The sequence below is a fragment of the Pseudomonas sp. Pseusp97 genome (genome assembly GCF_047304025.1).
Classification (GTDB): domain Bacteria; phylum Pseudomonadota; class Gammaproteobacteria; order Pseudomonadales; family Pseudomonadaceae; genus Pseudomonas.
In genome coordinates this window covers 1-22470 of the sequence record NZ_JBGLYK010000021.1, presented here as the reverse complement: position 1 = coordinate 22470, position 22470 = coordinate 1, and the positions used below count along the sequence as shown (strand labels likewise).

The 22470-nt window shown below is 60.9% G+C and carries 27 protein-coding genes; 8 read left to right on the top strand and 19 right to left on the bottom strand.

The genetic code is table 11. The features are described from left to right. Positions 1 to 22: 22 nt before the first annotated feature. The 9 genes from ACCC94_RS06725 to ACCC94_RS06685 form a co-directional block, all read right to left on the bottom strand. Positions 23 to 1204, bottom strand: coding sequence for a zonular occludens toxin domain-containing protein (locus tag ACCC94_RS06725; RefSeq protein ID WP_413348556.1), 1182 nt, complete (start codon positions 1202 to 1204; stop codon positions 23 to 25). Positions 1205 to 1216: 12 nt separating this feature from the next. Next, positions 1217 to 1543: a DUF2523 domain-containing protein gene (locus ACCC94_RS06720; protein WP_259753269.1), complete on the bottom strand. Its 327-nt coding sequence runs from the start codon at positions 1541 to 1543 to the stop codon at positions 1217 to 1219. Continuing rightward, positions 1543 to 3069: a virulence factor TspB C-terminal domain-related protein gene (locus ACCC94_RS06715; RefSeq protein WP_413348555.1), complete on the bottom strand. Its 1527-nt coding sequence runs from the start codon at positions 3067 to 3069 to the stop codon at positions 1543 to 1545. The genes ACCC94_RS06720 and ACCC94_RS06715 overlap by 1 nt, the downstream gene beginning before the upstream one ends. Before the next feature lie 144 nt (positions 3070 to 3213). Next, on the bottom strand, positions 3214 to 3456 hold the full coding sequence (locus tag ACCC94_RS06710; protein ID WP_401084899.1) for a major capsid protein: 243 nt from the start codon (positions 3454 to 3456) through the stop codon (positions 3214 to 3216). A 13-nt stretch (positions 3457 to 3469) separates the two neighbouring features. Further along, on the bottom strand, positions 3470 to 3682 hold the full coding sequence (locus ACCC94_RS06705) for a hypothetical protein (RefSeq protein ID WP_259753265.1): 213 nt from the start codon (positions 3680 to 3682) through the stop codon (positions 3470 to 3472). A gap of 98 nt (positions 3683 to 3780) precedes the next feature. After that, positions 3781 to 4194 carry a DNA-binding protein gene (locus ACCC94_RS06700; RefSeq protein WP_413348554.1) on the bottom strand — a complete coding sequence of 138 codons (414 nt, stop codon included), beginning with the start codon at positions 4192 to 4194 and terminating at the stop codon, positions 3781 to 3783. Positions 4195 to 4418: 224 nt separating this feature from the next. Continuing rightward, a complete protein-coding gene (locus ACCC94_RS06695; RefSeq protein WP_413348553.1) occupies positions 4419 to 4646 on the bottom strand; it encodes a hypothetical protein in 228 nt (75 codons plus the stop codon). Between the two features lie 3 nt (positions 4647 to 4649). Further along, complete coding sequence (gene pflM, locus ACCC94_RS06690; protein ID WP_413348582.1) at positions 4650 to 4982, bottom strand: lysogeny maintenance protein PflM; 333 nt, start codon at positions 4980 to 4982, stop codon at positions 4650 to 4652. Between the two features lie 264 nt (positions 4983 to 5246). Then, positions 5247 to 5468 (bottom strand): DNA-binding protein, encoded by a 222-nt coding sequence (locus ACCC94_RS06685; protein ID WP_413348552.1) that lies wholly within the window; start codon positions 5466 to 5468, stop codon positions 5247 to 5249. Between the two features lie 478 nt (positions 5469 to 5946). Here ACCC94_RS06685 and ACCC94_RS06680 point away from each other — a divergent pair, with 478 nt between their 5' ends. Next, a complete protein-coding gene (locus tag ACCC94_RS06680) occupies positions 5947 to 6591 on the top strand; it encodes a sce7726 family protein (RefSeq protein WP_413348551.1) in 645 nt (214 codons plus the stop codon). Here ACCC94_RS06680 and ACCC94_RS06675 read toward each other — a convergent pair. From ACCC94_RS06675 to ACCC94_RS06665, 3 genes are read right to left on the bottom strand one after another with little or no spacing between them, the layout of a single operon-like run. Continuing rightward, on the bottom strand, positions 6550 to 7617 hold the full coding sequence (locus tag ACCC94_RS06675; protein ID WP_413348550.1) for a beta family protein: 1068 nt from the start codon (positions 7615 to 7617) through the stop codon (positions 6550 to 6552). The genes ACCC94_RS06680 and ACCC94_RS06675 overlap by 42 nt on opposite strands. Continuing rightward, positions 7610 to 8473 (bottom strand): ImmA/IrrE family metallo-endopeptidase, encoded by an 864-nt coding sequence (locus ACCC94_RS06670; RefSeq protein ID WP_413348549.1) that lies wholly within the window; start codon positions 8471 to 8473, stop codon positions 7610 to 7612. The genes ACCC94_RS06675 and ACCC94_RS06670 overlap by 8 nt, the downstream gene beginning before the upstream one ends. Then, positions 8466 to 9110, bottom strand: a complete 645-nt coding sequence (locus ACCC94_RS06665; protein WP_413348548.1) for a hypothetical protein — start codon at positions 9108 to 9110, stop codon at positions 8466 to 8468. The genes ACCC94_RS06670 and ACCC94_RS06665 overlap by 8 nt, the downstream gene beginning before the upstream one ends. A 353-nt stretch (positions 9111 to 9463) precedes the next feature. Here ACCC94_RS06665 and ACCC94_RS06660 point away from each other — a divergent pair, with 353 nt between their 5' ends. From ACCC94_RS06660 to ACCC94_RS06650, 3 genes are all read left to right on the top strand, one after another. Then, on the top strand, positions 9464 to 10060 hold the full coding sequence (locus tag ACCC94_RS06660; RefSeq protein ID WP_413348547.1) for a DNA-J related domain-containing protein: 597 nt from the start codon (positions 9464 to 9466) through the stop codon (positions 10058 to 10060). A gap of 160 nt (positions 10061 to 10220) precedes the next feature. Next, positions 10221 to 10817, top strand: a complete 597-nt coding sequence (locus tag ACCC94_RS06655) for a Yip1 family protein (RefSeq protein ID WP_088419777.1) — start codon at positions 10221 to 10223, stop codon at positions 10815 to 10817. A gap of 263 nt (positions 10818 to 11080) precedes the next feature. Further along, positions 11081 to 11578, top strand: a complete 498-nt coding sequence (locus ACCC94_RS06650; protein WP_138525106.1) for a SprT family zinc-dependent metalloprotease — start codon at positions 11081 to 11083, stop codon at positions 11576 to 11578. 6 nt (positions 11579 to 11584) lie between these two features. Here ACCC94_RS06650 and ACCC94_RS06645 read toward each other — a convergent pair whose 3' ends face one another. Both ACCC94_RS06645 and ACCC94_RS06640 read right to left on the bottom strand, forming a co-directional pair. Next, positions 11585 to 12766, bottom strand: coding sequence for a CaiB/BaiF CoA transferase family protein (locus ACCC94_RS06645; protein ID WP_413348546.1), 1182 nt, complete (start codon positions 12764 to 12766; stop codon positions 11585 to 11587). A gap of 43 nt (positions 12767 to 12809) precedes the next feature. Continuing rightward, on the bottom strand, positions 12810 to 13949 hold the full coding sequence (locus ACCC94_RS06640) for an acyl-CoA dehydrogenase family protein (RefSeq protein WP_413348545.1): 1140 nt from the start codon (positions 13947 to 13949) through the stop codon (positions 12810 to 12812). A 145-nt stretch (positions 13950 to 14094) separates the two neighbouring features. Here ACCC94_RS06640 and ACCC94_RS06635 point away from each other — a divergent pair, with 145 nt between their 5' ends. Next, positions 14095 to 14559, top strand: a complete 465-nt coding sequence (locus ACCC94_RS06635) for an N-acetyltransferase family protein (protein WP_413348544.1) — start codon at positions 14095 to 14097, stop codon at positions 14557 to 14559. Positions 14560 to 14743: 184 nt separating this feature from the next. On the opposite strand, the gene ACCC94_RS06630 is transcribed toward ACCC94_RS06635, so the two are convergent. Next, entirely contained in the window at positions 14744 to 16060 is a 1317-nt protein-coding gene (locus ACCC94_RS06630; protein WP_413348543.1) for an OprO/OprP family phosphate-selective porin, read from the bottom strand. Positions 16061 to 16360: 300 nt separating this feature from the next. Here ACCC94_RS06630 and ACCC94_RS06625 point away from each other — a divergent pair, with 300 nt between their 5' ends. After that, complete coding sequence (locus ACCC94_RS06625) at positions 16361 to 17275, top strand: DedA family protein/thiosulfate sulfurtransferase GlpE (RefSeq protein ID WP_413348542.1); 915 nt, start codon at positions 16361 to 16363, stop codon at positions 17273 to 17275. 199 nt (positions 17276 to 17474) lie between these two features. Here the strand turns inward: ACCC94_RS06625 and ACCC94_RS06620 are convergent, their stop codons facing one another. Genes ACCC94_RS06620 through ACCC94_RS06610 form a run of 3 tightly spaced genes read right to left on the bottom strand, consistent with a single transcriptional unit; the run spans position 17475 to position 19440 of the window. Next, positions 17475 to 17714, bottom strand: a complete 240-nt coding sequence (locus ACCC94_RS06620; RefSeq protein ID WP_413348541.1) for an anti-sigma factor family protein — start codon at positions 17712 to 17714, stop codon at positions 17475 to 17477. Next, entirely contained in the window at positions 17708 to 18319 is a 612-nt protein-coding gene (locus tag ACCC94_RS06615; RefSeq protein ID WP_413348581.1) for an RNA polymerase sigma factor, read from the bottom strand. The genes ACCC94_RS06620 and ACCC94_RS06615 overlap by 7 nt, the downstream gene beginning before the upstream one ends. Next, positions 18319 to 19440, bottom strand: a complete 1122-nt coding sequence (locus ACCC94_RS06610; RefSeq protein WP_413348540.1) for a beta-ketoacyl-ACP synthase III — start codon at positions 19438 to 19440, stop codon at positions 18319 to 18321. The genes ACCC94_RS06615 and ACCC94_RS06610 overlap by 1 nt, the downstream gene beginning before the upstream one ends. Before the next feature lie 425 nt (positions 19441 to 19865). Between ACCC94_RS06610 and ACCC94_RS06605 the strand changes: the two genes are divergently transcribed. Beyond that, a complete protein-coding gene (locus ACCC94_RS06605; RefSeq protein ID WP_413348539.1) occupies positions 19866 to 20378 on the top strand; it encodes an ankyrin repeat domain-containing protein in 513 nt (170 codons plus the stop codon). A gap of 1 nt (position 20379) precedes the next feature. Here the strand turns inward: ACCC94_RS06605 and ACCC94_RS06600 are convergent, their stop codons facing one another. Further along, entirely contained in the window at positions 20380 to 21282 is a 903-nt protein-coding gene (locus ACCC94_RS06600; protein WP_413348538.1) for a LysR family transcriptional regulator, read from the bottom strand. A 103-nt stretch (positions 21283 to 21385) separates the two neighbouring features. Here ACCC94_RS06600 and ACCC94_RS06595 point away from each other — a divergent pair. Continuing rightward, positions 21386 to 22470 (top strand): MFS transporter (locus tag ACCC94_RS06595; protein ID WP_413348537.1); only part of this gene is annotated, 1085 nt, incomplete at its 3' end.

The following is a 22470-nucleotide window of genomic DNA, read 5'->3' as shown; positions in this document are numbered from 1 at the left end:
CCGCAAAACGGCCCTGGCGGGCTCACCACAGGAACTTGCCTTTCTCATAGGGAATAACCGTCACCGTGGGCCCGCTGGGCTCATTGCTGACCGCTGGCTGAGTGTTCGGGTAGATCGGGGGCGGAGGTGACGGCTGCGCCATGCGCGCGTCAGGGCCAGTGCCACGGTCGGGAATCGTGGGATCGAAGTAGCCGTTGCGCGCCACGCTGAGGCAGAACTCGAAGGAGGTCGCGAACTTGGTCGCCTGCTGTGTGTAGCACTGGCAGGACTGGCCGTCCTTCACCGTCTCCGGCGGCCGGCGCTCTACCAGCCTCGGGTCGCTCGTAGACAGGCAATAGATGCGCGGCTTGCTGACCGGGGTGTTGAGCTGGTCGTACACGGGGGCCGAAGCTGGCAGATCCGCGATGCGGGGTTTCCGCTGCTCGATGTACTGCTCAGGGGTGACCGCCTTCGGGGCGTCGCCGCCGCTGGGGCTGATCAGCGAACCCACCATCGACTTGGCCTGATCGACCATGCCGGGCTGGTCCTTCGGTGCGATGGTGGTCGCCGCCGCCTCTGCCGGCTTGCTGCCCTGCTGGTAGCGCTCGAAGGCGCGATACACCATGAAGCCGGCGCCGATGATCACCGCCAGCGCGAGCACCATTTTCTTCGGCGGCTTGAACTTGAAGTGGTGCTGCGCCTGGGTGCTCGTGTAGACCCCGAAGTACTTCTTATCGAGCTTGATGACGGTCTTGTCGGCATCCTTGAAGCTGGTCTTTTTCTCGACCGCCTCGATCACGGCTTCCGACTCGAAGCGCAGCAGCTGCTGGCTCTTGAAGACCCGCCAGTAGTGAATGTGACCATTGCACAGGCGGCGCAGGTGCACATCGATGTAACGCGGGTCCTGAGTCACCAGATGCACTTCGTGGCCCTGATGGCGCATGGTTTCGAAGCGCGTGATGTGCTCCGGCGGCCGGTTGCGCGGGTCGCGGGCGCCGAACCAACCCTGGGCCTCATCCACCACGATGATGGCGTCCTGGGGCAGCTCGTACCATTTGAACGGATCCTCGAACTCGAACCAGGCCGCCTCCAGCTTCTCGGGTTTGAGGCCGGCGACGTTGTGGAAGTAGACGATGCGGCCTTCAGCTTTGGCCTTGGCATCCACTTCGCGGATGGTGTTGAGGGTTTTGCCGTGGCCGGGCTTACCGGTGCGGATATAGAGCATGACCGGTCCCCCTTACGCGTCGATGTAGTCGCGGCCCGGCGGGTTCCACACCTGCCGACGGAGACGGTCTTGCGCCTTCAGCCACCCCGCCATGAGCGCACGGGTGGTGACGGCCGCGAGGTACATGTTGATCGCTACATCGATCTTCGCGAGGCCGAGGATCTGCTGGATTGGCACGGCGACGTTGCCCATCTGCGACATCAGGTAGCTTCGGGCCATATCGATCAGCAGGTTGAAGCCGACGTAGCTGACAACGGCGAATCCGATAGCGCGCAGGACCATCTTCACGATGGGGACGGCGATGATCAGGAGCATCTGGACGATAAAGGCGTATTGCATCATTCACCTCCGAGAGAGCGCCCGACGTACAGGACGCAGAAAGCCCCGACCGCGATAACGATCAGGTAGCCAAGGTCTGTTGCTGCCGCGCACAGCGGCTCATAGGTGACGGCGAAGGTGCGGCCGCCGTTGGTTCTGAGGGAGAAGGTCTTGTCAGCCGGGCAGGACGCGGGGAGAAAGCGCGTGCCCTGGTTGATGAAGGACGGGATTTGAATCTCGGTGCTGTCGTCCATTTCGAACTTGGCACCGGTGACGGCGGCCTTGATGTCGGCCTCGTGCTTCTCGTAGTCACTCTGCTTTTCGTAGGCGCAGCGCAGGGCTTTTTCCTGGGTCAGGACTGCGCAATCGATGGCGTCGCCGGAGCAGGACAGCGGCACGTCGCAAGGCTCACCGGAGGCGAGGCGTTCGGGCTTTTCCTCATCCTCCTTGTCCTTTTCTTCGTCGGGCTTTTCCTGCGGCTCACCTTCATCCGAGGTGGTTTGCTCACCGGTCTTCTGGCCGTCCTGATAGGTCGTCGTGGTGGTGACGGTGTCGTAGTCGAAGTACGAATCGCCGTAGCGGATGTTGTAGGTGGTGTTGGTCGTGGTGGAGGTATTGCCGAGGGTGCCGTCCGGGCGGTTGTAGGTGCCGGTTGTGGTTTGCTTCGGCCCCTGGACGGAGGCCGGGCCGGTGATGATCGCTTTGGATTGCTTCTGCAGGTCGTCGTAGCAACCTTGCGGATTAAGCGTGCCATAGGCGCCGCCGCAGACATCCGTCAGCAGCGTCTTCAACCACTGCGCCGACTGGGCGGCGATCCACGGATCAATGGCATTCCAATCAGACTCACTCAGGTCCTTTTTCTGCTCCGGCGAAAGGCAAGAGGCCGTAACCGCATCCCAGGTGTAGCCAGTCGCGCAATGGGTGCCGGAACGCTCGATGAAGCTATATGGCCCCATCAGCCGGTCGAACTGGTCGTAGTAGGCGCAGGTGTACCGCGTGTCGTTGACCTTCGAAACGAAGTGACCATGGAACGGCTGAAATGTCGAAGTGCCCACAATGACGCAGGAGGCCAGTGGGGTGGACGCCGCGGAGTTGGAGACGGGTGCGTATTTCCAGTAGTAGGTTCCGTCCGTGGTATTAACGGTTTCTGGTGCGGTGCCGGGCTCCTTCTTTTGAATCTTGGTGTTGTCGTCCGACATCACCCAACCGACTCCCGCGATGGCTCCGGAGATGGCGGCACTCATCACCAGTTGGCCGGCATTGGTCTTCAGGCCGGCCTTAAGCTTGGAACCGATGCCGCTGACCGGCACGGTGACCTTAGGTTTGACGGTGACCGGGGTCTTCGCCGCAGAGCTACCCATCCAGCCCTTACGCTCGGCTTCGAGCAGAAGATCGGCATTCGACTTGGAGGGCACGTAGCCGGTGATCGAGCCGTTGGCGGCGCTGTACCCGGGGCCGGCCTTGATGAAGGGATCGACCTTCACCCGTTCGGTGGCGAGAGCTGGCCCGGTGATCAGAGCCAGCAGCAGTGCGAGATAACGGCCCATGGTCAGACCCGCCCGAACAGGACCACGGCGAAGGCCACGGTGGTAACGATGAGGACGAACCATTGAACGGACATTGTTCGGACTCCAGAAGAAAGAACCCCGCCGGAGCGGGGTTCGGTGCTTCGGCTGTTAGGCCGGGTGGGCTTACAGGGCGCGGCGCATGTACTTGAACGCCGCGGCGGCGACCAGCACGGCGAAGACGGCCCAACCGATGGTGTTGGTGTCGTCGCCGGCAGTGGTCAGGGCGCCGGTGGCTTCTGCCGGGACAGCGGCATAGGCGGTGGCCGCCAGGGTGGAGCCGACAGCGGCGATACCAACCACGGCTTGGCGAGCGCGACGGCCGTAGCCGGAAGCGCGGTTTTGCAGGTGGGTCTTGAGCTGTTTCATGGGTACTACCTCGCTACTTGAGCAGTCGTTTCAGGACCAGGAAGCCGAAAGCGATGCAGAACAGCGTGAGGACTTCGCCCCGCAGTTCCGCGACCTGATCCCAGGTGAGTGCAGAGCCGAACTCGCTCTGCATTTCCTCGCTGGTGACGACGTGCAGGGTGCCGGTGCAGATGGCGGAACCATCGGCGCTGACCGCCCAGCTGCCGTCGCAGGCGAGGAAATTCATAGGAAGCGCGCCACGCCATCGACCCAGCCCCACAGGTAGCCAGTGGCAAGGCCCACAGCGAACAGGGAGAGGTACTTAGTCATGGCAGCGCTCCCGAATTAGCTCTTGGCCGAGTCGCCGGGTTTCTCGGCGGCAGGCTGTTGAGTGGGGCGCTGGGCCTGCGGAGCAGCCGGGCGGGCGGGTGCCGGCGCGGCGGCGTCTTTGCCGGTGGCGAGCAGTTCGGTCAGCACCTGGGTGTTCTTGGTGTTGCCGAAGCGGTCCTTGGTCGGGCGCACCACGGTGGCGAACTTGCAGAGCACCGGGGAGCCTTCGAAGACGATGCCGTCGAGCAGGGTCGGTTCGATGTCGTACTGGGTGATTTCGAAGCCACGGGCATTGCCACGTGCGCCTTCGGGGATCGGCGAAATTGCCTGAACGCTGGCGAAGATTTCGCCAGACGTTTTGGAGGTGAAGGTGTCGGTCTGAGTGACCCACAGTTCAACGATTCCGCCAGTGGTCGCAAACATGTTCATGTGAAGCTCCTTTGCCTTTTTCGGGCATGAGTTGGCCCGCTGCTGCAAATTGGGCGCATTAGTGGCCGTCATTCAGCGGGTGTGGTGGTGCCTGGGTTTTGTGGTGGTGCGGGCGGTGAGTAGGGAAAACACCAAGGGCGCTGCCCTTGTCATCCCGCTCTTGCCGCCGAGGGCTCAGGAGCGCGGGGCGGTGAAGCTGCCCCTCACTCCCGAGCGGAGGCTATTCAGGGCGGGGGACGGTCAAGGGTGCGCTTCGCCCGGCGCTCCGTTTGTCCGAACGGGAAAGCGCATTCGGACAAGCCGGTGCGGCGGCCCTGGACCTGATTGGCCTGGATGCGGCTATGGCGGTCGGCCCACTTCGAAATTTCGTGGGCCACGCACATCAGCGGAAAGCCAACGCAGGTGAGAAGAGCAAACAGCAAGGTAAGGCTGAAGGCGGCGTCAGTGTGCATGGCTCAGGCCTCCAGTTCGAAGGGCTCGCGGATCGGCACAAACGGTGTTGGTTCGCCGCTGTCGTACACAACGTGCCAGTACTTCGGCGGACGGAGCGCGGGCATGTGTTTCGCGCAGGTAAAACCCGGTTCCACCCGGTACGTCGAGTGGATCGAGCGCCACACTCCCGCGACCTTGGCCATCGTGGTAACGACCGTGAAGACTCGCGTAGGGCGGCACTCGGTGCAGCGTGTGGACTGGCAGGGATCGGGCTTCGCCAGTTCGCGACGGGACCAACAGACAGAGCAGTCGCAGTCCGGGGCGTGCGGTTGACGAACGTACTTCGACAGCATCAGAAGTCACCTCGCGATCAGTAGGCAGACGCGGATGAATCACGGCGAGGGAGAACAAGCACCGCATAGAAGGAAGAACGTCATCATCGCGGTTGGCTTCGACGGTCAATCGCGCGGAGGCAAGCTCCATCCGTCCTTCTTCGTGAAATCGGCGCGCTGCATCTGCGAAGCCGTCGCCCAGAGCCTTGTGCATCAGGCGGAACGACAGGCGCGCAGCGGCGAGCTTTTCCCGAACGCGCTGAGCACTGAGCGGAGAAAGAAGGCTCATCAGATGCCCTCCTGTTCCAGCAGGCGGCGATTCAGCAACGTCACGTTAACCATGACGTGAGTGCCGATCTTATAGCGCGGGATGTACCCGCTTCTGATCCAGCCCCAAACGATTTGCTCGTGATCACCCATGCCGATCCAGTTGGCGAAATCTTTCCAAAAGAGAAGCGGCGGTGCGCCTCTGAGATCGGCTGCGGAAACCTTGATTCCGTCCTGTTCCATGCCCCTACCTGCGCTATGATTCGCCGTTGATTGGATAGCGCTGGATAGCGCCGCAAAGAAACTATTTCCTTGAGGAAATTATTTCCCTGCGGCTATTAAAAAGCAATTATTTCCTTGCCTGCGTTTCGGAATTTTTTCTATATGGAAAGATCTGCTGATAGATCGAGACTATTGATAAAGAAAATCGGCCCTAAGAAGCTCAGCGCCATTAGTGACATTGATCACGACAGGTGGCTGAGTGTGAGCAAGGGAGCGGTGCGAGTAAGCAGCGAGGAAATAGACGTCCTAGTGACAGTTTTTCCGCAGTACGCTCTATGGATCGCTAGCGGAAGAATTGCACCGGAATCAGGCCAAACAAGCCCTGAATTCGATGAGGCAAATAGAAACTTGCCCAATCAAAGCGCGGGATAGCGATTACCAAGAAAATAGCTAGGCGCTGGTATGCCCGAAGGATTGGGTAGGAAAAATAGATCTTATTTTGCCAAGCAATAATTTAGAAGAGATGGAAAAAAATCGTATATACCGGGGTACAGCAGTGCTCAAAGATCAAGACATTCGGCTAGCGCTTATGAACTATCTAATGAAGCGCCACCCAAAGCCTGCAAGGGTAGTCGAGGAGCTTACGATCGACAACGGCAATGCCATAGCCGATGTTGTGGCATGCTATAAAGAGCTGCACTGCTACGAGATAAAAGGGCAGACGGACAACGTTAGAAGGGTACTAACTCAATCTGAATACTACTCCCTATCATTTCCCAAACTAACGTTAGTAACTACCGAAAACCATCTGAATTGGGCAATTACTAACATCCCGGAACACTGGGGGCTAATTCTCGCAAGAAGCCATGCTGGAAAAGTAATCTTAAAACACATTAGAAAAGCCACTACCAATCACTCCTTCTCTAAGCGCAAAGCGCTAATGATGCTTTGGAAGGCGGAGCTGACAGCCATGGCTAACGCTCATCCAGAAGTAACCATAAAGAAATCATATACTCGCGAAGACATTGCAGAACAAATCAGCCACAGCTTAAATCGAGAAGACGCCTTGATAGGAATTCAAAGCGCCATCGTCGAACGCAACCTAAATGGTATTTACAATAAAAGTAATGTGAGCGGCAGTTAGCGCTCGAATCCAAGTACTAGGGCTGCCCCCCTTAGCGGGACGAGCTGCAGAGAGATGACTTCGCTCATGAACATAGTCATCACCATATGAATATGGTGCACCCCTATAAAAAACCTGCCCAACTATTGAATCGGCAATACCAAAGTACTGCTGGTAGCCATGAGTACGAAAACGACGCCCTCTTGCAATATAAAACTGGTCATCATATGCATAAAAGGCCTTCGGCGTTGCCACCCCACCCATAAGCTCTGGAAGTAGATCGATATCTGAATACTCGGGACTAACCACACAATAGTCGCCCAAAAGAATGTCATCCAAACCTTGAACTGCCTGAAGGGAGCGCCAGAGTCGATACTCCTTTCTTAAAACATTTTTTATTTCATTAGTACCAATTAGATCAGCTATATTCCCAGGAATAACAGACCCCGTTACAACAGTGGCCCTGACCACGAAATCTTGCCTAAATGCAGCTAGGAATCGCTCAATCTTTCTATGAAGGTCGACCTCATCGCCAACAACACGGCAATCAACAAGCAAGATAATATTTGTCGGCTGCGCAGCCTGTATGGCTGGCCAAATAGCGAGCAAATTTCGCTTAGTTAGAGCATAGCTTTCGATATCAGGAATCTGCAATCGAATCCCGATATCACCTCGCTTACGAGTAATGAAGTCTAGCGCAGCAGAGTTATGATCCGCATGTCGATCAAATGCTAAAACCGGGACAACCCTATACGCCGCTAGCCTATTCAATATTTCTCGATATTGTGGAATGCCGGCAAGATCTATCGTGTCATCCACATCAAAATTATCGATAAAGAATGGATAATTGACTCCATCCTCATTCGAATCGTCAAGATGCTCGCAAGCGATACGTATGCGCGAATCAATATCCTCTTCCGTCATATTTTTCTTAGACAGAGGAACATCATATAACGGAACAATCTGACCTAGGATACCCGCGTCTAACTTTGCAACCCCTTGAATCTCGTTCTGCTTAAACTTTAAAAACGGAACATACTTAATCATCAGAGAATCCAAATGCACGGCGAACATCCATAACCTTAATAAGATCCGGATATAACGCATAATTCTTAGATTGATATCTAATCATGCCGGCAGCGATAGCAGGATGAACGCCCGCCTTACGACATGCATCAACCATTAAGTCAACCTTATCTCTAAAACCCCAAATCAACCGCCAGTGTTGCCGAGAAACCAAGCTATCTTTAGCAACTATATTGGCCTCAATCTCTACATCCGCTTCACTGCCTGACTCAAGATCATCCAAAATCGGATTGTTCAGCCGATCGTAATGCAGATTGATATGAGCAAGCTCATGCATAAGCGTGAACCAGAAGTTATCATATCGATTATAACGAACACTAATCCCGACGACCGGAGTTCCTTGCGGAAGATTGTAAACACAACCATCCATCTTCATGGACCTAAAACCCGGCTCAACTACAAGTATGACCCCATGGTATCTTGCAAGAATATCAGGAAGCGTAGCAATTAGTTCAGGCTGCAAACTAATATCTGCTATATTCCTCAATGACTCTTCACTCAAACCAGAGAATCGCCCCACATTCCCACGCATTAAATACGTCTTCGCCCGCTCATCTATTATGGAAAGCCAGGCATTTATTTTTGTCTCTTCCGCAGAGTCATTTTTTCGAAACAACACTGAAGCATTGGCGGACGAATTAAGAGCCAGCCTAATTAACGTATCATTAACCGCCTCACCCTCTCGAGAGTGTGATTTCAGGTCGGCAGCGCTTAATGCAATACGTAGATTATCAAGAGTAGTTTTGAAGTTTGTCACCGAATCTCGTTTCGGCGGATATACTTCAAAATCTTCTTCACTCCCAGAAAACTTATCCATGGGATGCCTCCGAAGCCAGTTTACCTGCCACTTCCGGCGGCGCCTCGTAATAGCGTAAATTTTCCTTATCAGCATCATGCTCATATTCGAGCATGCCTAGGCTTCTATAATAACCTTCGGCAGTGGGAAGAGAGTGAAGACAAAAACCTGGACGATAGCCCAAGGTATTAATCGCAAAGTTAGTTGCATGAGCAATAAGAATACGACTGACACTCCCAAACCTTTTAGGGCATCCTGGCTTGTCACGATTCCAATATGCTGAAGCCAAATAATCTATATAGAAGATCCTATCTCCATCCAATCGACTTATCTTAGGATGATAGATAAGACAGACCGACTGTATTTTCCCCTCTGCCTTAAGGAAAAACCAATGATACTCGTCGCCATTGAACAGGATAGCCTTATCTAGCCAACGCCATCCAAAATCGGACAATCCATAAGCCAATAGCTGTTCAACAAACACACTAGTATCTTCAGCCGCCCCCGGCACGTCTTCAAAAATCTGAGCAACAATTTTAAGCTTCTCTGCTTCCCATTGCTGATGTAACTCGAGCACCAGGGCTGGACTAAATCCATTTAAAATTTCATATGGATATTTCTGGTTGGTTTTCCGACAAACAAGTGTGGGATCAGCCATCGGCTTGCACATCCGGGAAGGCGGAATTGGTAGCTACGATTGGCGCCATCAGTCGAAGTCCTTTTCAGATGTAGGGCTATTGGATGATGCCACTTTGATTGCGTTTGCTCAATCCTTGTTCAGGCTGGCCCAGCAGGAATCTGAGAGGGTCATGTCCGGTATGTCGAAAAACTGTCGAAAACCGTCTCCAAAACACCCCTATACAATCCAAATGCATGAGCATTCCCGCCCACCACAGGCGCGTGATGCTTAGGCTATCCAAGCAAATCCATCCCAGAAGGCACCCAAGCTTTTCTACGCGCAAAGCGACGCATACCCCAGCCCCTCCATCGGGCGACTGCTAATCTGACGGCATGGCCTCCGATCTTGATCCTTCCCTCGACCTGACCGACCAGCTCCTGCAGCTGCTGCGGGAAGCGCCTGAAGGAATCTCCGAATTCCAGCTGATCCAGCAGTTGAAGGCTCGGCACTCCACCCATGTGCCCAACTTGCCGCTGACCGACAAGCTGGTGCTGTTTCGCACCCATTTCCTGGTATTCAACGCGCTGTATCGCCTGCGCGACCGGCTGTGGGAGGAGAACGCCGCACACCTGGAGATCGGCCCATTGTCGATCCGTCTCTCTCCTTATATGAGGGGTGTGCAGGCGCTCGGCGAGCAGGACGCCCTGCGCTCCTACTACCTCGATGAGAAACACCTGAAGGAAACCACCGAGCGCGACGTGGAGAAGCTGCTGGAAAGCTTCTGGACGCGCATGCAGGGCAACGAGGAAAAAGCCGCCGCGCTGGCTCTGTTCGAGCTGGAAGATGGCCCGGTGGACTACGCGCTGATCAAGCTGCGCTACCGCCAACTGGTCAGCCAGCATCACCCGGATCGGGGCGGCAGCACCACGCGATTGCAGTCGATCAACAAGGCCATGGAAATTCTGGAGCGCTATTACAGCCGGCCGTGAAGCTTCCATTTGCTCTAAACCCACGGACGACGTGACCTGCAGCCATTCCTATACTGCGACTTAAGGTCGCATAGGTCGGCCGGGCACCGGATGACGCTGGCTACGCGTATTCGGCGCCTCGCTGGGGGGCGACCTTCTATAAGAAGAGGAGAATGCTGACATGATCCATCATGTATGGGGGCTCTTCACCCATCCCGATCAGGAATGGCAGGAAATCCGTGGCGAGGAGGAATCCATCAGCCACATGTACCTGACCCACGTCCTGATCCTTGCTGCCATTCCGGTCATTTCCGCCTATATCGGCACCACGCAGGTCGGTTGGGTGCTCGGCAGCGCGGGACCGGTCAAGCTGACAGCCGCCAGCGCCATCCAGCTGACCATCATGACCTACATCGCCATGCTCGCCGGCGTCGCCATCATGGGCGCTTTCATCCACTGGATGGCCCGTACCTACGACGCGTCGCCATCGCTGACCCAATGCATCGTGTTCGCCGCCTATACCGCCACCCCGCTGTTCATCGGCGGCCTCGCGGCGCTCTACCCGCACCTGTGGCTGGGCATGATCATCGGCACCGCGGCGATCTGCTACACCGTCTACCTGCTCTATGTCGGCATCCCGACCTTCATGAACATCCACAAGGATGAAGGTTTCCTGTTCTCCAGCTCGGTGCTGGCGGTGGGACTGGTGGTGCTGGTCGCGATGATGGCCCTGTCGGTCATCCTCTGGGGCAGCGGCGTCGGCCCGGAATACACCTGATCCCATTCACTACAAAAGAAACCGGGCCCTTCGTGGCCCGGTTTCTTCTTTGGCTCTTCATAAGAGCCGGCTGGGTCGTGAACAATGCTCGCCGGTGATTTCATCGCCGGGTGGTTCGCGAGCAAGCTCGCTCCTACAGAAAGCGGTGTTTGCCTAAAAGACCTGCGGCTTGCCTGAACCTGCACCCCGGACGAGCGGCCGCGAGAAATGCTCCACCCGCGCTCCGACTGCGGCATAATCTGCCCCCGTCGGAGAACCACTGTATGCCTGAACAGCTCAACGCTCGCGTCGAAGCCTGCTACCAGCAGGCCGAAGCCTTCTTCCAGCGGCGCTTTCCCCGCCCGGAAGTGAGCTTCCGGCTACGCGGCCAGAAGGCCGGCGTCGCCCACCTGGATGAAAACCTGCTGCGCTTCAACCCGCAGCTGTACCGGGAAAACCACGAACACTTCCTGCAGCAGACCGTGGCCCATGAGGTCGCGCACCTGATCGCCCACCAGATGTTCGGCCCACGAATTCGCCCACACGGCGAAGAGTGGCAGCTGATAATGCGCGGCATCTATGGCCTGCCGCCCGATCGCTGCCACACCTATGAGATCAAGCGCCGCCGCTCCACCCGCTACCTGTATCGATGCCATTGTGGCGAGGGCAATGAATTCCCCTTCTCCGCCCAGCGCCACAACCTGGTCGCCCAGGGCCGCCGCTATTACTGCCGGCGCTGCCGCGCGACGCTGATCTTCACCGGCGAAACCCGCCGCGAGTGACGCCGCTCAGGCGATGACCTTCGCTGCCTTCAGTGCCTGCACCTGCTCGGCCGAATAGCCCAGTTCCGCCATCACCTGCGCGGTGTGCGCACCCAGCGCAGCGCCAATGTGGCGCGGCTCGGGCAAACCGGCAGAGAAGCGGATCGGGCAGGCCATCTGCCGCTGCTCGCCACCCTTGCCGTTGGGAACGCTGGTGACCACGCCGCGCTCGCGCAGTTGCGGATGTTCCACCGCCTCGGCGAGCGACAACATCGGTTCGACGCAGGCGTCCAGCCCGGCAAAGCGTTCCTGCCACTCGCTGAAATCACGCTTCTCGAACTCGACGGCGATCTCGCGCTTAAGCGCTTGCTGGTCCTCCGGCCTGGGCGACAGCCCGCGCGCGGCCAGCTCCGGGCGCCCGATGGCGGCACAGAACTGCTGCATGAACTGCGGCTCCAGGCTGCCCACCGAGAACCAGCGACCATCGCGGGTGCGGTAGTAGTCGTAGAAGCTGCCGCCGTTGAGCGCGAGGCCTTCCATCTCCGGCTCCACGCCCGCCGCGAGATAGCCCGCCCCCGCCATGCCATGCAGGCTGAAGGCGCAATCGGTCATGCTCACGTCGACCTGCTGCCCCTCCCCCGTCTGCTGCCGGTGGATGACCGCCGCCAGCAGCCCCATCACTCCGTGCAGCGAGCCGCCGCCGATGTCCGCCAGTTGCACACCCAGCGGCAGCGGGCCGCTCTCGCGGCGGCCGGTGTAGCTGGCAACGCCGGCCAGAGCCAGGTAATTGATATCGTGCCCGGCACGGTCGCGGAAGGGCCCGCTCTGGCCGTAGCCGGTGATCGACACGTAGATCAGCTTCGGGTTGATCGCCTTGAGCGCCTCGTAGCCCACACCTAGCTTGTCCATCACGCCGGGGCGGAACTGCTCCAGCACGATGTCGTATTCCTGCACCAGTTGCTTCACCACCTCCACCGCCTCGGCCTGTTTCAAGTCCAGCGCGATGCAGCGCTTGTTGCGGTTGAGGTAGGCATGACTGGCGGAGGTGCCGTCCACGTGCGGCGGCAGTACGCGCACCAGGTCCATGCGCGTGGGCGATTCCACACGCAGCACCTGCGCGCCCATGTCGGCCAGCAGCAGCGAGGCGAACGGCCCCGGCAGCAGGGTGGAGAAATCAAGGATCTTCAGTGAGGCGAGCGGGCCGTTCATGGGCACTCCTGTGTCGCTCAATCAATGCGTGGGCGCCGCGCCTTCAGAGCTTCATGCCGCGGCTGATGATCTCTTTCATGATCTCCGAGGTACCGGCGAAGATGCGCTGGATACGCGCGTTCGCGTACATCCTGCAGATCGGATACTCCCACATGTAACCCCAGCCGCCGTGCAGTTGCACGCCTTCGTCGACCACCTTGCAGAGCAGCTCGGTGGTGAACAGCTTGGCCTCGGCGGCGACTTCCGGAGTCAGCTTCTTCTGGTTGTGGTCCATCACGCAGCGGTCGGTGAAGACCTGCGCCACGTCGATCTGCGTGCGCATCTCGGCGAGCTTGAAGCGGGTGTTCTGGAAGTGCGCCACCGGGCGGTCGAAGGCCTTGCGCTCCTTCACGTAGTCGACGGTCGCGTTCAGCGCGGCCTCGGCGCCGGCCACCGCGCCGCAGGCGTTGGTCAGGCGTTCCTGGGCGAGCATGTTCATCAGGTAGAAGAAGCCGCCCTTGGCATCGCCTAGCAGGTTTTCCTTCGGCACCTTGACGTTGTTGAAGAACAGCTCGGCGGTGTCCTGGCTCTTCATGCCCAGCTTCTTCAGATTGCGCCCGCGCTCGAAGCCTTCCATGCCGCGCTCGACCACGAACAGCCCCATGGCGTGCTTGTTCGCCGGGTCGGTCTTGGCCGCAACTATCACCAGGTCCGCCAGCAGGCCGTTGGAGATGAACACCTTGGAGCCGTTGAGGACGAAGTGGTCGCCCTTGTCCACCGCCGTGGTGCGCATGCCGGCCAGGTCGGAGCCGGCGGATGGCTCGGTCATCGCCACCGCCAGGATGCTCTCGCCACGGATGATGCCGGGCAACCAGCGGGCTTTCTGCTCGGCGTTACCGTACTCGGCGATGTACGGCCCACACAGCGCCGAGTGCAGCGGGATCATGAAACCCGGCTCGTTGATGGCGGCCAGTTCCTCGCACATGATCTGTTCGTAGCGGAAATCCTTCAGAGCGGTTCCGCCGTACTCCTCTTCCGCCCAGGGCAGCAGGAAGCCCATCTCCCCCGCCTTGCGCCAGACACTGCGGTCCACCACGCCGGCCTCCTCCCATTCCTCCTGGTGGGGCACCACTTCTTTATTGAGGAAGGATCGGAATGCATCGCGGAACAGGTTGTGCTCGGTCTCGAAGTGATTGCGCAGCATGGTCGACTCCCGGTGGGTTGAGTGCCCGCAGGGTAGGTGCTGGCTGCGCGCGGCCTCAATGACGCGAGCGCTCAGGGTCGATTGACGCAATCGCCCAGCTGATGCGAGTGTGAAACTTCCCAAAGCTGCACCGGAGAGCGCCCGCATGCAGATTCGCCCTTTCCAGCCGGCGGACATCCCACTGTACGAAAGCTGGTTCGACGACCCGCTGCTCGACGCGCAACTGGGCCCGATGGACAGGTACTGGCTGGAGCAGGTGCTCACCGATGCGGACAAGGCCCAATACAGCATCCTGCGTGGCGGCCTGCTGGTCGCGGTGGTGGGGATTTGCCTGCCTACTCCAGCGCGCCCGTACTACTTCGTTACCGACCTCGCCGTGCGCCCAGCGTTACGCGGCTCGGGCATCGGGCGCGCGGTAATGACGCTGGTGATGAGGCGGCCGGAACTGCAGGGCAGCCCCCTGTGGCGGGCCAGCGTGAAGCCGGACAATCCGGCGGCGCTGGCATTTCTCCTCAAGCTGGGCTGGACGCGGCTGGAGATGGGCAATCCATTCGATGAGCTGCTCGAATTCGAATTCCGCCGGCAGCCAGCGGGGCCAGGATTTCGCTGAGGCAAACCGTGTAGGAGCGAGCTCGCTCGCGAACGAGGTCACAGGCCGTTCCAGCGTGTGGCTGGTTTGCGAGCAATAACGATGGCGTCCCCCTCGCTCCTACAGAAAGACTTTCCGACTCCCATAAAAAAACCCCGCCGAAGCGGGGTTCACACAAAGGAGTCAAACGGTAGAGCTGTCGTTCTTAGAACACGTACTGCAGACGGGTCACGACACCGTTGCCGTCGTCGTCGCCGTTGGCGTTGCGGATGCCGTCGGTGCTGACGTGAACGTAGTCCAGGGAGACCTTCACGGCTTCGTTGGCGTACCAGTTCACACCCACGGTGTTGGTGCTGGCCTTGGTGTCGCCCACGTCGCGGGTGGCGGTAGCCACGACCACGTTCGGGTCATCGACCTTGATGTGGTCGTAGCGGTAGAAGACTTCCCAGGCCCCGATTTCCTTGTTGGACGGCTTGATGGTGTCGAACTTGGCGCCATCGAGCTTGTACGCGCGGGATTCACCGGTGATGGTGTAGGCCAGCTGGCCGTAGTAGCCGTCAGCCTTGATGTCTTCGTAAGCGTCGGCATCGGCCTTCAGCTTGCGCTTCAGGTATTCGGCCTGGGCCGAGAACGGGCCGATGGCGTAGGCGAATTCAGCACCCCAGGTGGAGTCGTCCTTGTAGGAACCGGCCGGGCTCAGGGTGGCGCCGCCGAAGGTTGCGCGGTTGCCGTTGTCGCCAGCGTCGTTACCGCCGTTGGTGGCGATACCACGCATGCCCAGACGCGGACGGATGCGGGAGTCGAAGGCGGTGTCGTCCAGGTCACGGTAGGCGTAATCCACGCCAACATGCAGGACGTTGCCGTCGGTGTTCAGCGGAGCGAACACACCGCGGAAGTTGAACTGCTTGACGCTGTCGCCGTCGGTGTCGTCGGCGTCCTTGGCGTAAACGCCGGCGTCCAGGTAAGCCAGGTTGGCGACGACGCCGCCAACCTGGGCACCCATGCCGTCCTGGTGGGTGTTGATCCAGTCAGCCAGTTCGTAGGCGCTGGTACGCTCGGTGGCGGTCACCCACTTGGAGCTGGTGGCTTTTTCCAGGCCGAAGTCCGGGTCGAAGCGGCCGAACTTCAGGGTCACCGGGGCGAAGCCGATGTAGCTGAAGGAAGCCTCGTCGAAGTAACCGTTGTCAGCGTTACCGGAGTTGTGGGACATGTCGTAGTTGATCTGGTATTTCCAGTCCTTGTAGACAGTGCCACCCAGCTCCAGGTAGGCGCGGCGGAAGTAGGCGCCGTCACCGTTGTTGCCGTTCTTGGTGTAGAAACCATCGAAGCGGCTGTAATCCGCTTGCAGACGGCCACCGAGCTTGAAGCTGAATTCCTTGTCGGTGGTACCGACTTCAAGACCGCCTTTGGTCTTGATCACGATATCGGCGCCATCGGTGGTGACTGTGCCTGCGAAAGCCTGGGCGGAAACGGCCAGTGCCAGGGCAGTGGCGGCGTAACCGGCGAAGTGCTTACGGATCATCGAAGATTCCCCTTAATGGTATTTGCGTTGAACACGCCGAGTGCCTGGCTGCTGCGCGCCCCCCAAGGACTCGCACAGGCCGTTCTGGCGGCCCCCGTTTGTGTTGCTGGGAATCTTGGCGAGGGGTTATTTCAGAGGAGTTGCTCGTAGATAAAACTTTTATTACAGCGGAACTTTTGATTTCGATATGGCATAAACGTCCTAGGCCACGTCCGACTAGGTTTACGCGCAGTTTCCGTAGTCCACTTTGCCGGTATGCTGTGGTTCTCCCCGGAAGTCCCGTCCCGCTCAGGCTGTCCCATGCACGAACTACAACCCCTGATCCAGCAGCACGGCCTGACCCTGCTGTTCTTCAACGTCCTGCTCGAGCAACTGGGCCTGCCGATTCCGGCCTACCCCGCGCTGATTGTCGCCGGCGCACTGGCCCTGCAAGGCAGCGGCGTACCGCTGGGCCAGGCATTGGCGGTGGCCGTGTGCGCGTGCCTGATCGCCGACCTCATCTGGTTCTGCGCCGGGCGGCGCTACGGCGGCTTCATGTTGCGCAGCGTCTGCAAGGTTTCGCTGTCGCCGGACAGCTGCATTCGCCAGAGCCAGAGCCTGTACCTGCGCATTGGCCCGCGCGCGCTGTTGATCTCGCGCTTCCTCCCCGGCGCCAGCGCGCTGACCACCACCATGGCTGGCATGACGCGCACGCCGTTGTCGCGCTTCCTGGCCTACGATTGCGCCGGAGCAGCGCTCTGGGCCGGCTCTGCGCTGATGCTCGGGAGCATCTTCAGCAGCGCGGTGGACCGCCTCCTCGACTGGCTCACCGAGTACGCCAGCGTCGGCATCGCGGCCCTGCTCGGCGCCTTCGCGCTGTTCATTGCCTGGAAGCTCTGGCAGCGCTACAGCCTGCTCAAGCGCACCGCGCGGATTCCGCGCATCAGCGTCGACGAGCTGCGGGCGCGCCTGGACGCCGGCGAGCCTCCGCTGATCCTGGATGTGCGTGCGCAGTTCGATGACGAGGCGATTCCCGGCTCCATCGCCTTCAGCCTGGACGGGGCGCTGGATGAGTTGCGTGGCAGCCTCGAAGACAAGGACGTGGTGATCTACTGCGCCTGCCCCCGCGAGCTCTCCGCGGCGATGCTGGCGGAGCGGCTGCAGGCGTTCGGACATCCGCGCACCTGGGCGCTTTCGGGTGGATTGGATGCGTGGCGGGCGCAAGCCTCCACCTGAGCAACAACTTGGCGTAGGAGCAACACGGATAGCTCCCTCTCCCTTCAGGGAGAGGGCGGGGGGAGAGGGCCGGCCCCGGGGCGATATTTCAGGTAGGAGCGGACTCTGTCCGCGATCGGTTCCGCTTTCTGCCGGATCGTTCAGACCGCGCCGGCCAGGTTTTCGCGAGCAAGCTCGCTCCTACGAAGGGCCCGCCAGCTCAGCGCCGCGCGCTGTCGCGGCGCAGCTCGGCGAGGTGGTCGGCCAGGCGTTCCGAGTCGGGGCGAGGCGGCTCCGGCAGCAGGCGCAGGGTCGCCTGGGTCAGGCGCATCTGCCGAAGGTAGCGCCGGCAGTGGCGGCATAGCAGCAGGTGCCGGCGCAGTGCGAGCTTCTCGCGCCAGCCCAGCTGTTCGTCCAGCAGGTCGCTCGAAAGCGCCACCAGTTCCTTGCAGGTCAGCATTCACCGGTCTCCTCGAAGTGCTCCACGGTGGCGAACACCTTCAGCCGCGCACGATGCAGCAGCACCCGGACATTGGAGAGCGAAACCTCCAGCAGGTTACAGATTTCCTCCAACTCCAGTCCCTGCCGCTCACGCAGCAGCAATACGCTGCGCTGCAGTTCGGAGAGGCTCAGCAAAGTCTTTTCCAGGCACTGACGCAGCTCGTCCTCGGCCAGCAGCGCCTCGGGCGAGTCCTCGTGCCAGGCCAGCGGCGCCGGGCTCCAGTGGCCATCGGCGGCGAAGCGGGTGTCGTCGAGGCTGCCGTGGGGCGCGGGCAGGTCGTCCAGCGAAACGTCGCGGCGAACCTTGCGCAGGCGGGATTTGGCGGTATTGGCGGTGATGGTCAGCAGCCAGGTCTTGAGGCTGGAGCGCCCCTGGAAGCCGTCCAGGTTGCGCACGGCGGCGAGCCAGGCGTCCTGCACCACTTCATCGGCATGGGCGGCGCCGACGATGGCGATGGCCACGGCGCGCATCGCGCCCTGGTAGGTGGCTACCAGGGTGCGGAAGGCCTGCTGGTCACCGGCCAGCAGGCGCGACAACAGCTCGCTGTCGTCGACGGGCACGATCAGCGCTTGCGCAGGATCACGCTGCCGATGGAGTAGCCGGCGCCGAAGGAGCTCAGCACGCCGATGGAGCCGGCGGGCAGGTCGTCCTGGTACTTGTGCAGGGCGATGACCGAACCGGCGGAGCTGGTGTTGGCGTAGGTATCGAGGATCACCGGCGCTTCGTGGGCCTCGGCATCGCGGCCGAGCAGCTTGCGGGTGATCAGCAGGTTCATGTTCAGGTTCGCCTGGTGCAGCCAGAAACGCTTCACGTCGCTGACCGGGATGTCGTTCTGCGCCAGGTGCTCGCCGATCAGCTCGGCCACCATCGGGCAGACATCCTTGAACACCTTGCGGCCTTCCTGCACGAACAGCTTGTCGCGGGCGCCGATGCCCTCTTCCGCCGCGCGGTTGAGGAAGCCGAAGTTGTTGCGGATGTTGTTGGAGAACTGGGTCAGCAGCTTGGTGCTGACCACCTCGAACTGGTGCTCGCTGGTGGCCTGGTCGGCGCGCTCGATGATCACGGCGGTGGCGGCATCGCCGAAGATGAAGTGGCTGTCGCGGTCGCGGAAGTTCAGGTGGCCGGTGCAGATTTCCGGGTTGACCATCAGGATCGCGCGGGCCTGGCCCAGTTGCACGCTGTTCACCGCGGCCTGGATGCCGAATGTGGCCGAGGAGCAGGCGACGTTCATGTCATAGCCGAAGCCCTGGATACCGAGCGCGGCCTGCACTTCGATGGCCACGGCCGGGTAGGCGCGCTGCAGGTTGGAGCAGGCGACGATCACCCCGTCGATGTCTTCGGCAGTACGGCCGGCGCGCTGCAGCGCCTGTTTGGCAGCAGCAGCAGCCATCTCGCAGAGAATGCCCCAGTCTTCATTGGAGCGTTCCGGAATGCGCGGCGCCATGCGCTGCGGGTCGAGGATGCCTTCCTTGTTCACCACGAAGCGGCTCTTGATGCCGGAGGCCTTTTCGATGAAGGCTGAGCTGGATTCGGAGAGCGCCTCGATCTCGCCCTTGGCGATGGCTTCGGCATTCTGCTCGTTGTGATTGCGGACGTAGCTGTTGAAGGATTCCACCAGTTCATCGTTGGAAATGCTGAACGGCGGGGTATACAGGCCGGTTCCGCTGATCACGACTTTATGCACGGTCAATCCTCTTCTCAATCTGCGCCGCCGGGCCGGGCGGCAAGGTTAGGCATCAAGGTGCCCGCCCATCGGGCCGGCACTGGATATTCGTCGCTCCGCGTCCTGGCGCGAAGGCTTCGGGATGGTAATCCCCGCAACAGGGCAGTTTGCCACTCCCACCCGCGGTGGGCACCTTTGCCCGCCCGGCGGTTTGCGGTTTCACCCAGGGTGCAACTGCTGATCGCTGATTATGCTGCAATTTTCGCCGAAAAGCCGCCGTGCGAGGGCGGCATTTGCGCAAGTTTACGGACGCAAATCACGCCACGCCTGCCTTGCGGCAATGGATTGAAATTTTCCACCGGCACCATAGGCACAGTGTTGGCGCGCCCAGGCGCGCTAGTCCTTATCCTTCAGAGCATTCCCGACTTTGCCAAGGAGACTTCAGGATGAGCGCCGCGAACCGCCCGGAAATGGACGAACAGACCCTGGAATTCGCCAATCAGGTGATTGACCTAGCCCGCCAGGGCAACACCTCGCGCCTGACGGAGCTGCTGCAGCAGGGCCTGCCGGCCAACCTGCGCAACCACAAGGGCGACAGCCTGCTGATGCTGGCCAGCTACTACGGTCATCACGACACCGTCGGCGTGCTGCTCGACCACGGCGCCGACCCGGACCTGCGCAACAACGCCGGGCAGACACCGCTGGCCGGCGCCGCCTTCAAGGGCGACCTGGAGATGGTGCGGCTGCTGCTCAGCCGCGGTGCCGAAGTGGAAGGCGCATCCCCCGACGGCAAGACCGCATTGATGATGGCGGCGATGTTCAATCGCCCGGAGATCGTCCGCTGCCTGCTGGAGCACGGCGCCAACCGCGAGGCCCGCGACGCCAGCGGCCTCACTGCGCTGGCCGCGGCCAGGATGATGGGCGCGGCCGACACGCAGGCGTTGCTCGAAGTCGCCTGAATCAGTCGATGCGCACGTGCTCGGCGAGGAAGTCGAGCACAGCGCGCACCCGCGCCGGCAGGTGGCCCGGCTTGCCCAGGTAGAGCGCGTGCATCGGTTTGCGGTCGCCGGGATTGAAGTCCGCCAGCACCTCCACCAGCCGCCCGGCGGCGATATCCTCGCGCACCTGGAATTCCGCCAGCCGCGCCAGCCCCAGTCCCGCCAGCGCCAGGTGACGCACGCTGTCGCCGTCGCTGGCCAGCAGGTTTCCGCTGGGCTCGGGGAGATGTGCCGGCTTCTCCAGGAATGGCCAGTCCGGCTCGACACGCCGGTAGCTGAACCCCACGCAGTTGTGCTCGCTCAACTCGCCCGGATGCCGCGGCGTACCATGCCGTGCCAGATACCCAGGGGCAGCGACTATCTTGTGCCCGGACTCTCCCAGCGAGCGCGCCACCAACCGCGAATCCCGCAGCGGACCGCTGCGCACGGCCACGTCGGCGCGCACCTCCAGCAGGTCCACCACTTCATCGGTCAGTTGCAGGTCGAGGCTGACGCCGGGGTAGCACTGGAAGAACAGCGGCAGCGCCGGAATCAGGAACTGCCGGCCCACCGGCAGGTTGCAGCTGATCCGTACCCTGCCCTGCGGCTCGGCGCTGGCCGAGGCCTCGCGCTCCGCTTCGTCGAGGTCGGCGAGGATGCGCAGGCTGCGTTCGTGGAAGGCCATGCCCTCGGCCGTGAGTTGCTGGCGCCGGGTGGAGCGATTGAATAGCCGCGCGCCGAGTCGATCCTCCAGGCGCGCCACCAGCTTGCTCACCGCCGACGGCGTCATCCCGCATTGCTGCGCAGCGGCGGTGAAGCCGCCGGTTTCCACCACGCGGATGAACACTTCCATTTCGCCGAAGCGGTTGACGTCGGGGCGCGCCATATTGAATTCAATTCACAGGTGATTTGCTTGGAGGCAGTCTATATCAGCAATACGCGCGGGGATAAGGTGGCGCCCATTCTACGAATCATCCGGGAGAGCCCACGTGCCAATTGCCTTGTACGCCTTGACCGCCGGAGCCTTTGGCATCGGCGTTACCGAATTCGTGATCATGGGATTGCTGCTGGAGGTCGGTCATGACTTCGGCGTGTCCATCTCCGCTGCCGGGCTGCTGATCTCCGGCTACGCGCTGGGCGTGGTGCTCGGTGCGCCGCTGCTCACCGCCCTCACCGCGCGCTGGCCGCAACGCCGAACCCTGTTGGGGCTGATGGTGATCTTCACCCTCGGCAACCTCGCCTGCGCCCTGGCGCCGAGCTACGCCACGCTGATGGCGGCCCGGGTGCTCACCTCCTTCGCCCACGGCACCTTCTTCGGCGTCGGCTCGGTGGTCGCCACCAGCCTGGTGCCGGCCGAACGCCGCGCCTCGGCCATCGCCTTGATGTTCACCGGGCTGACCGTCGCCACCATCCTCGGCGTGCCGCTGGGCACCTGGCTCGGCCAGCTCTATGGCTGGCGCGCCGCCTTCTGGGTGGTGACCGGCATCGGCGTGCTGGCCCTGGCGATCCTGACCATCTACCTGCCGCGCACCAGCGCAGCGCCGGCAGCCGGCAACCTGCGCGACGATTTCCGCGTGCTGAAGCGCCCGGCCGTGCTGCTCGGCCTGCTGACCACCGTGCTCGGCTTCGGTGGCGTATTCACCGTGTTCAGCTATGTGTCGCCGCTGCTGACCCGCCTCGCCGGTTTCTCCGAAAGCGCGGTGTCGCCGGTGCTGCTGGTGTTCGGTGGCGGGCTGGTGCTGGGCAACCTGCTGGGCGGCAAGCTGGCAGACCGCCGGCTGGTGCCCGCCCTGCTCGGCAGCCTGGTGGCGTTGGCGGTGGTGATGGGCCTGATGAGCTTCGCGCTGCAGAGCCAGATTGCCGTGGTCCTTTTCATCGCCCTGCTCGGCGCCGCCGGATTCGCCACCGTGCCGCCGCTGCAGATGTGGGTGCTGGAGAAGGCCCACGGCGCCGGCCAGAGCGTCGCGGCCAGCTTCAATATCGCCGCGTTCAACCTGGGCAACGCCCTGGGCGCCTGGCTCGGCGGCGTGACCATCGACCACGGCAGCGCGGCGAGGCCGGGGCCGTGGTCGAT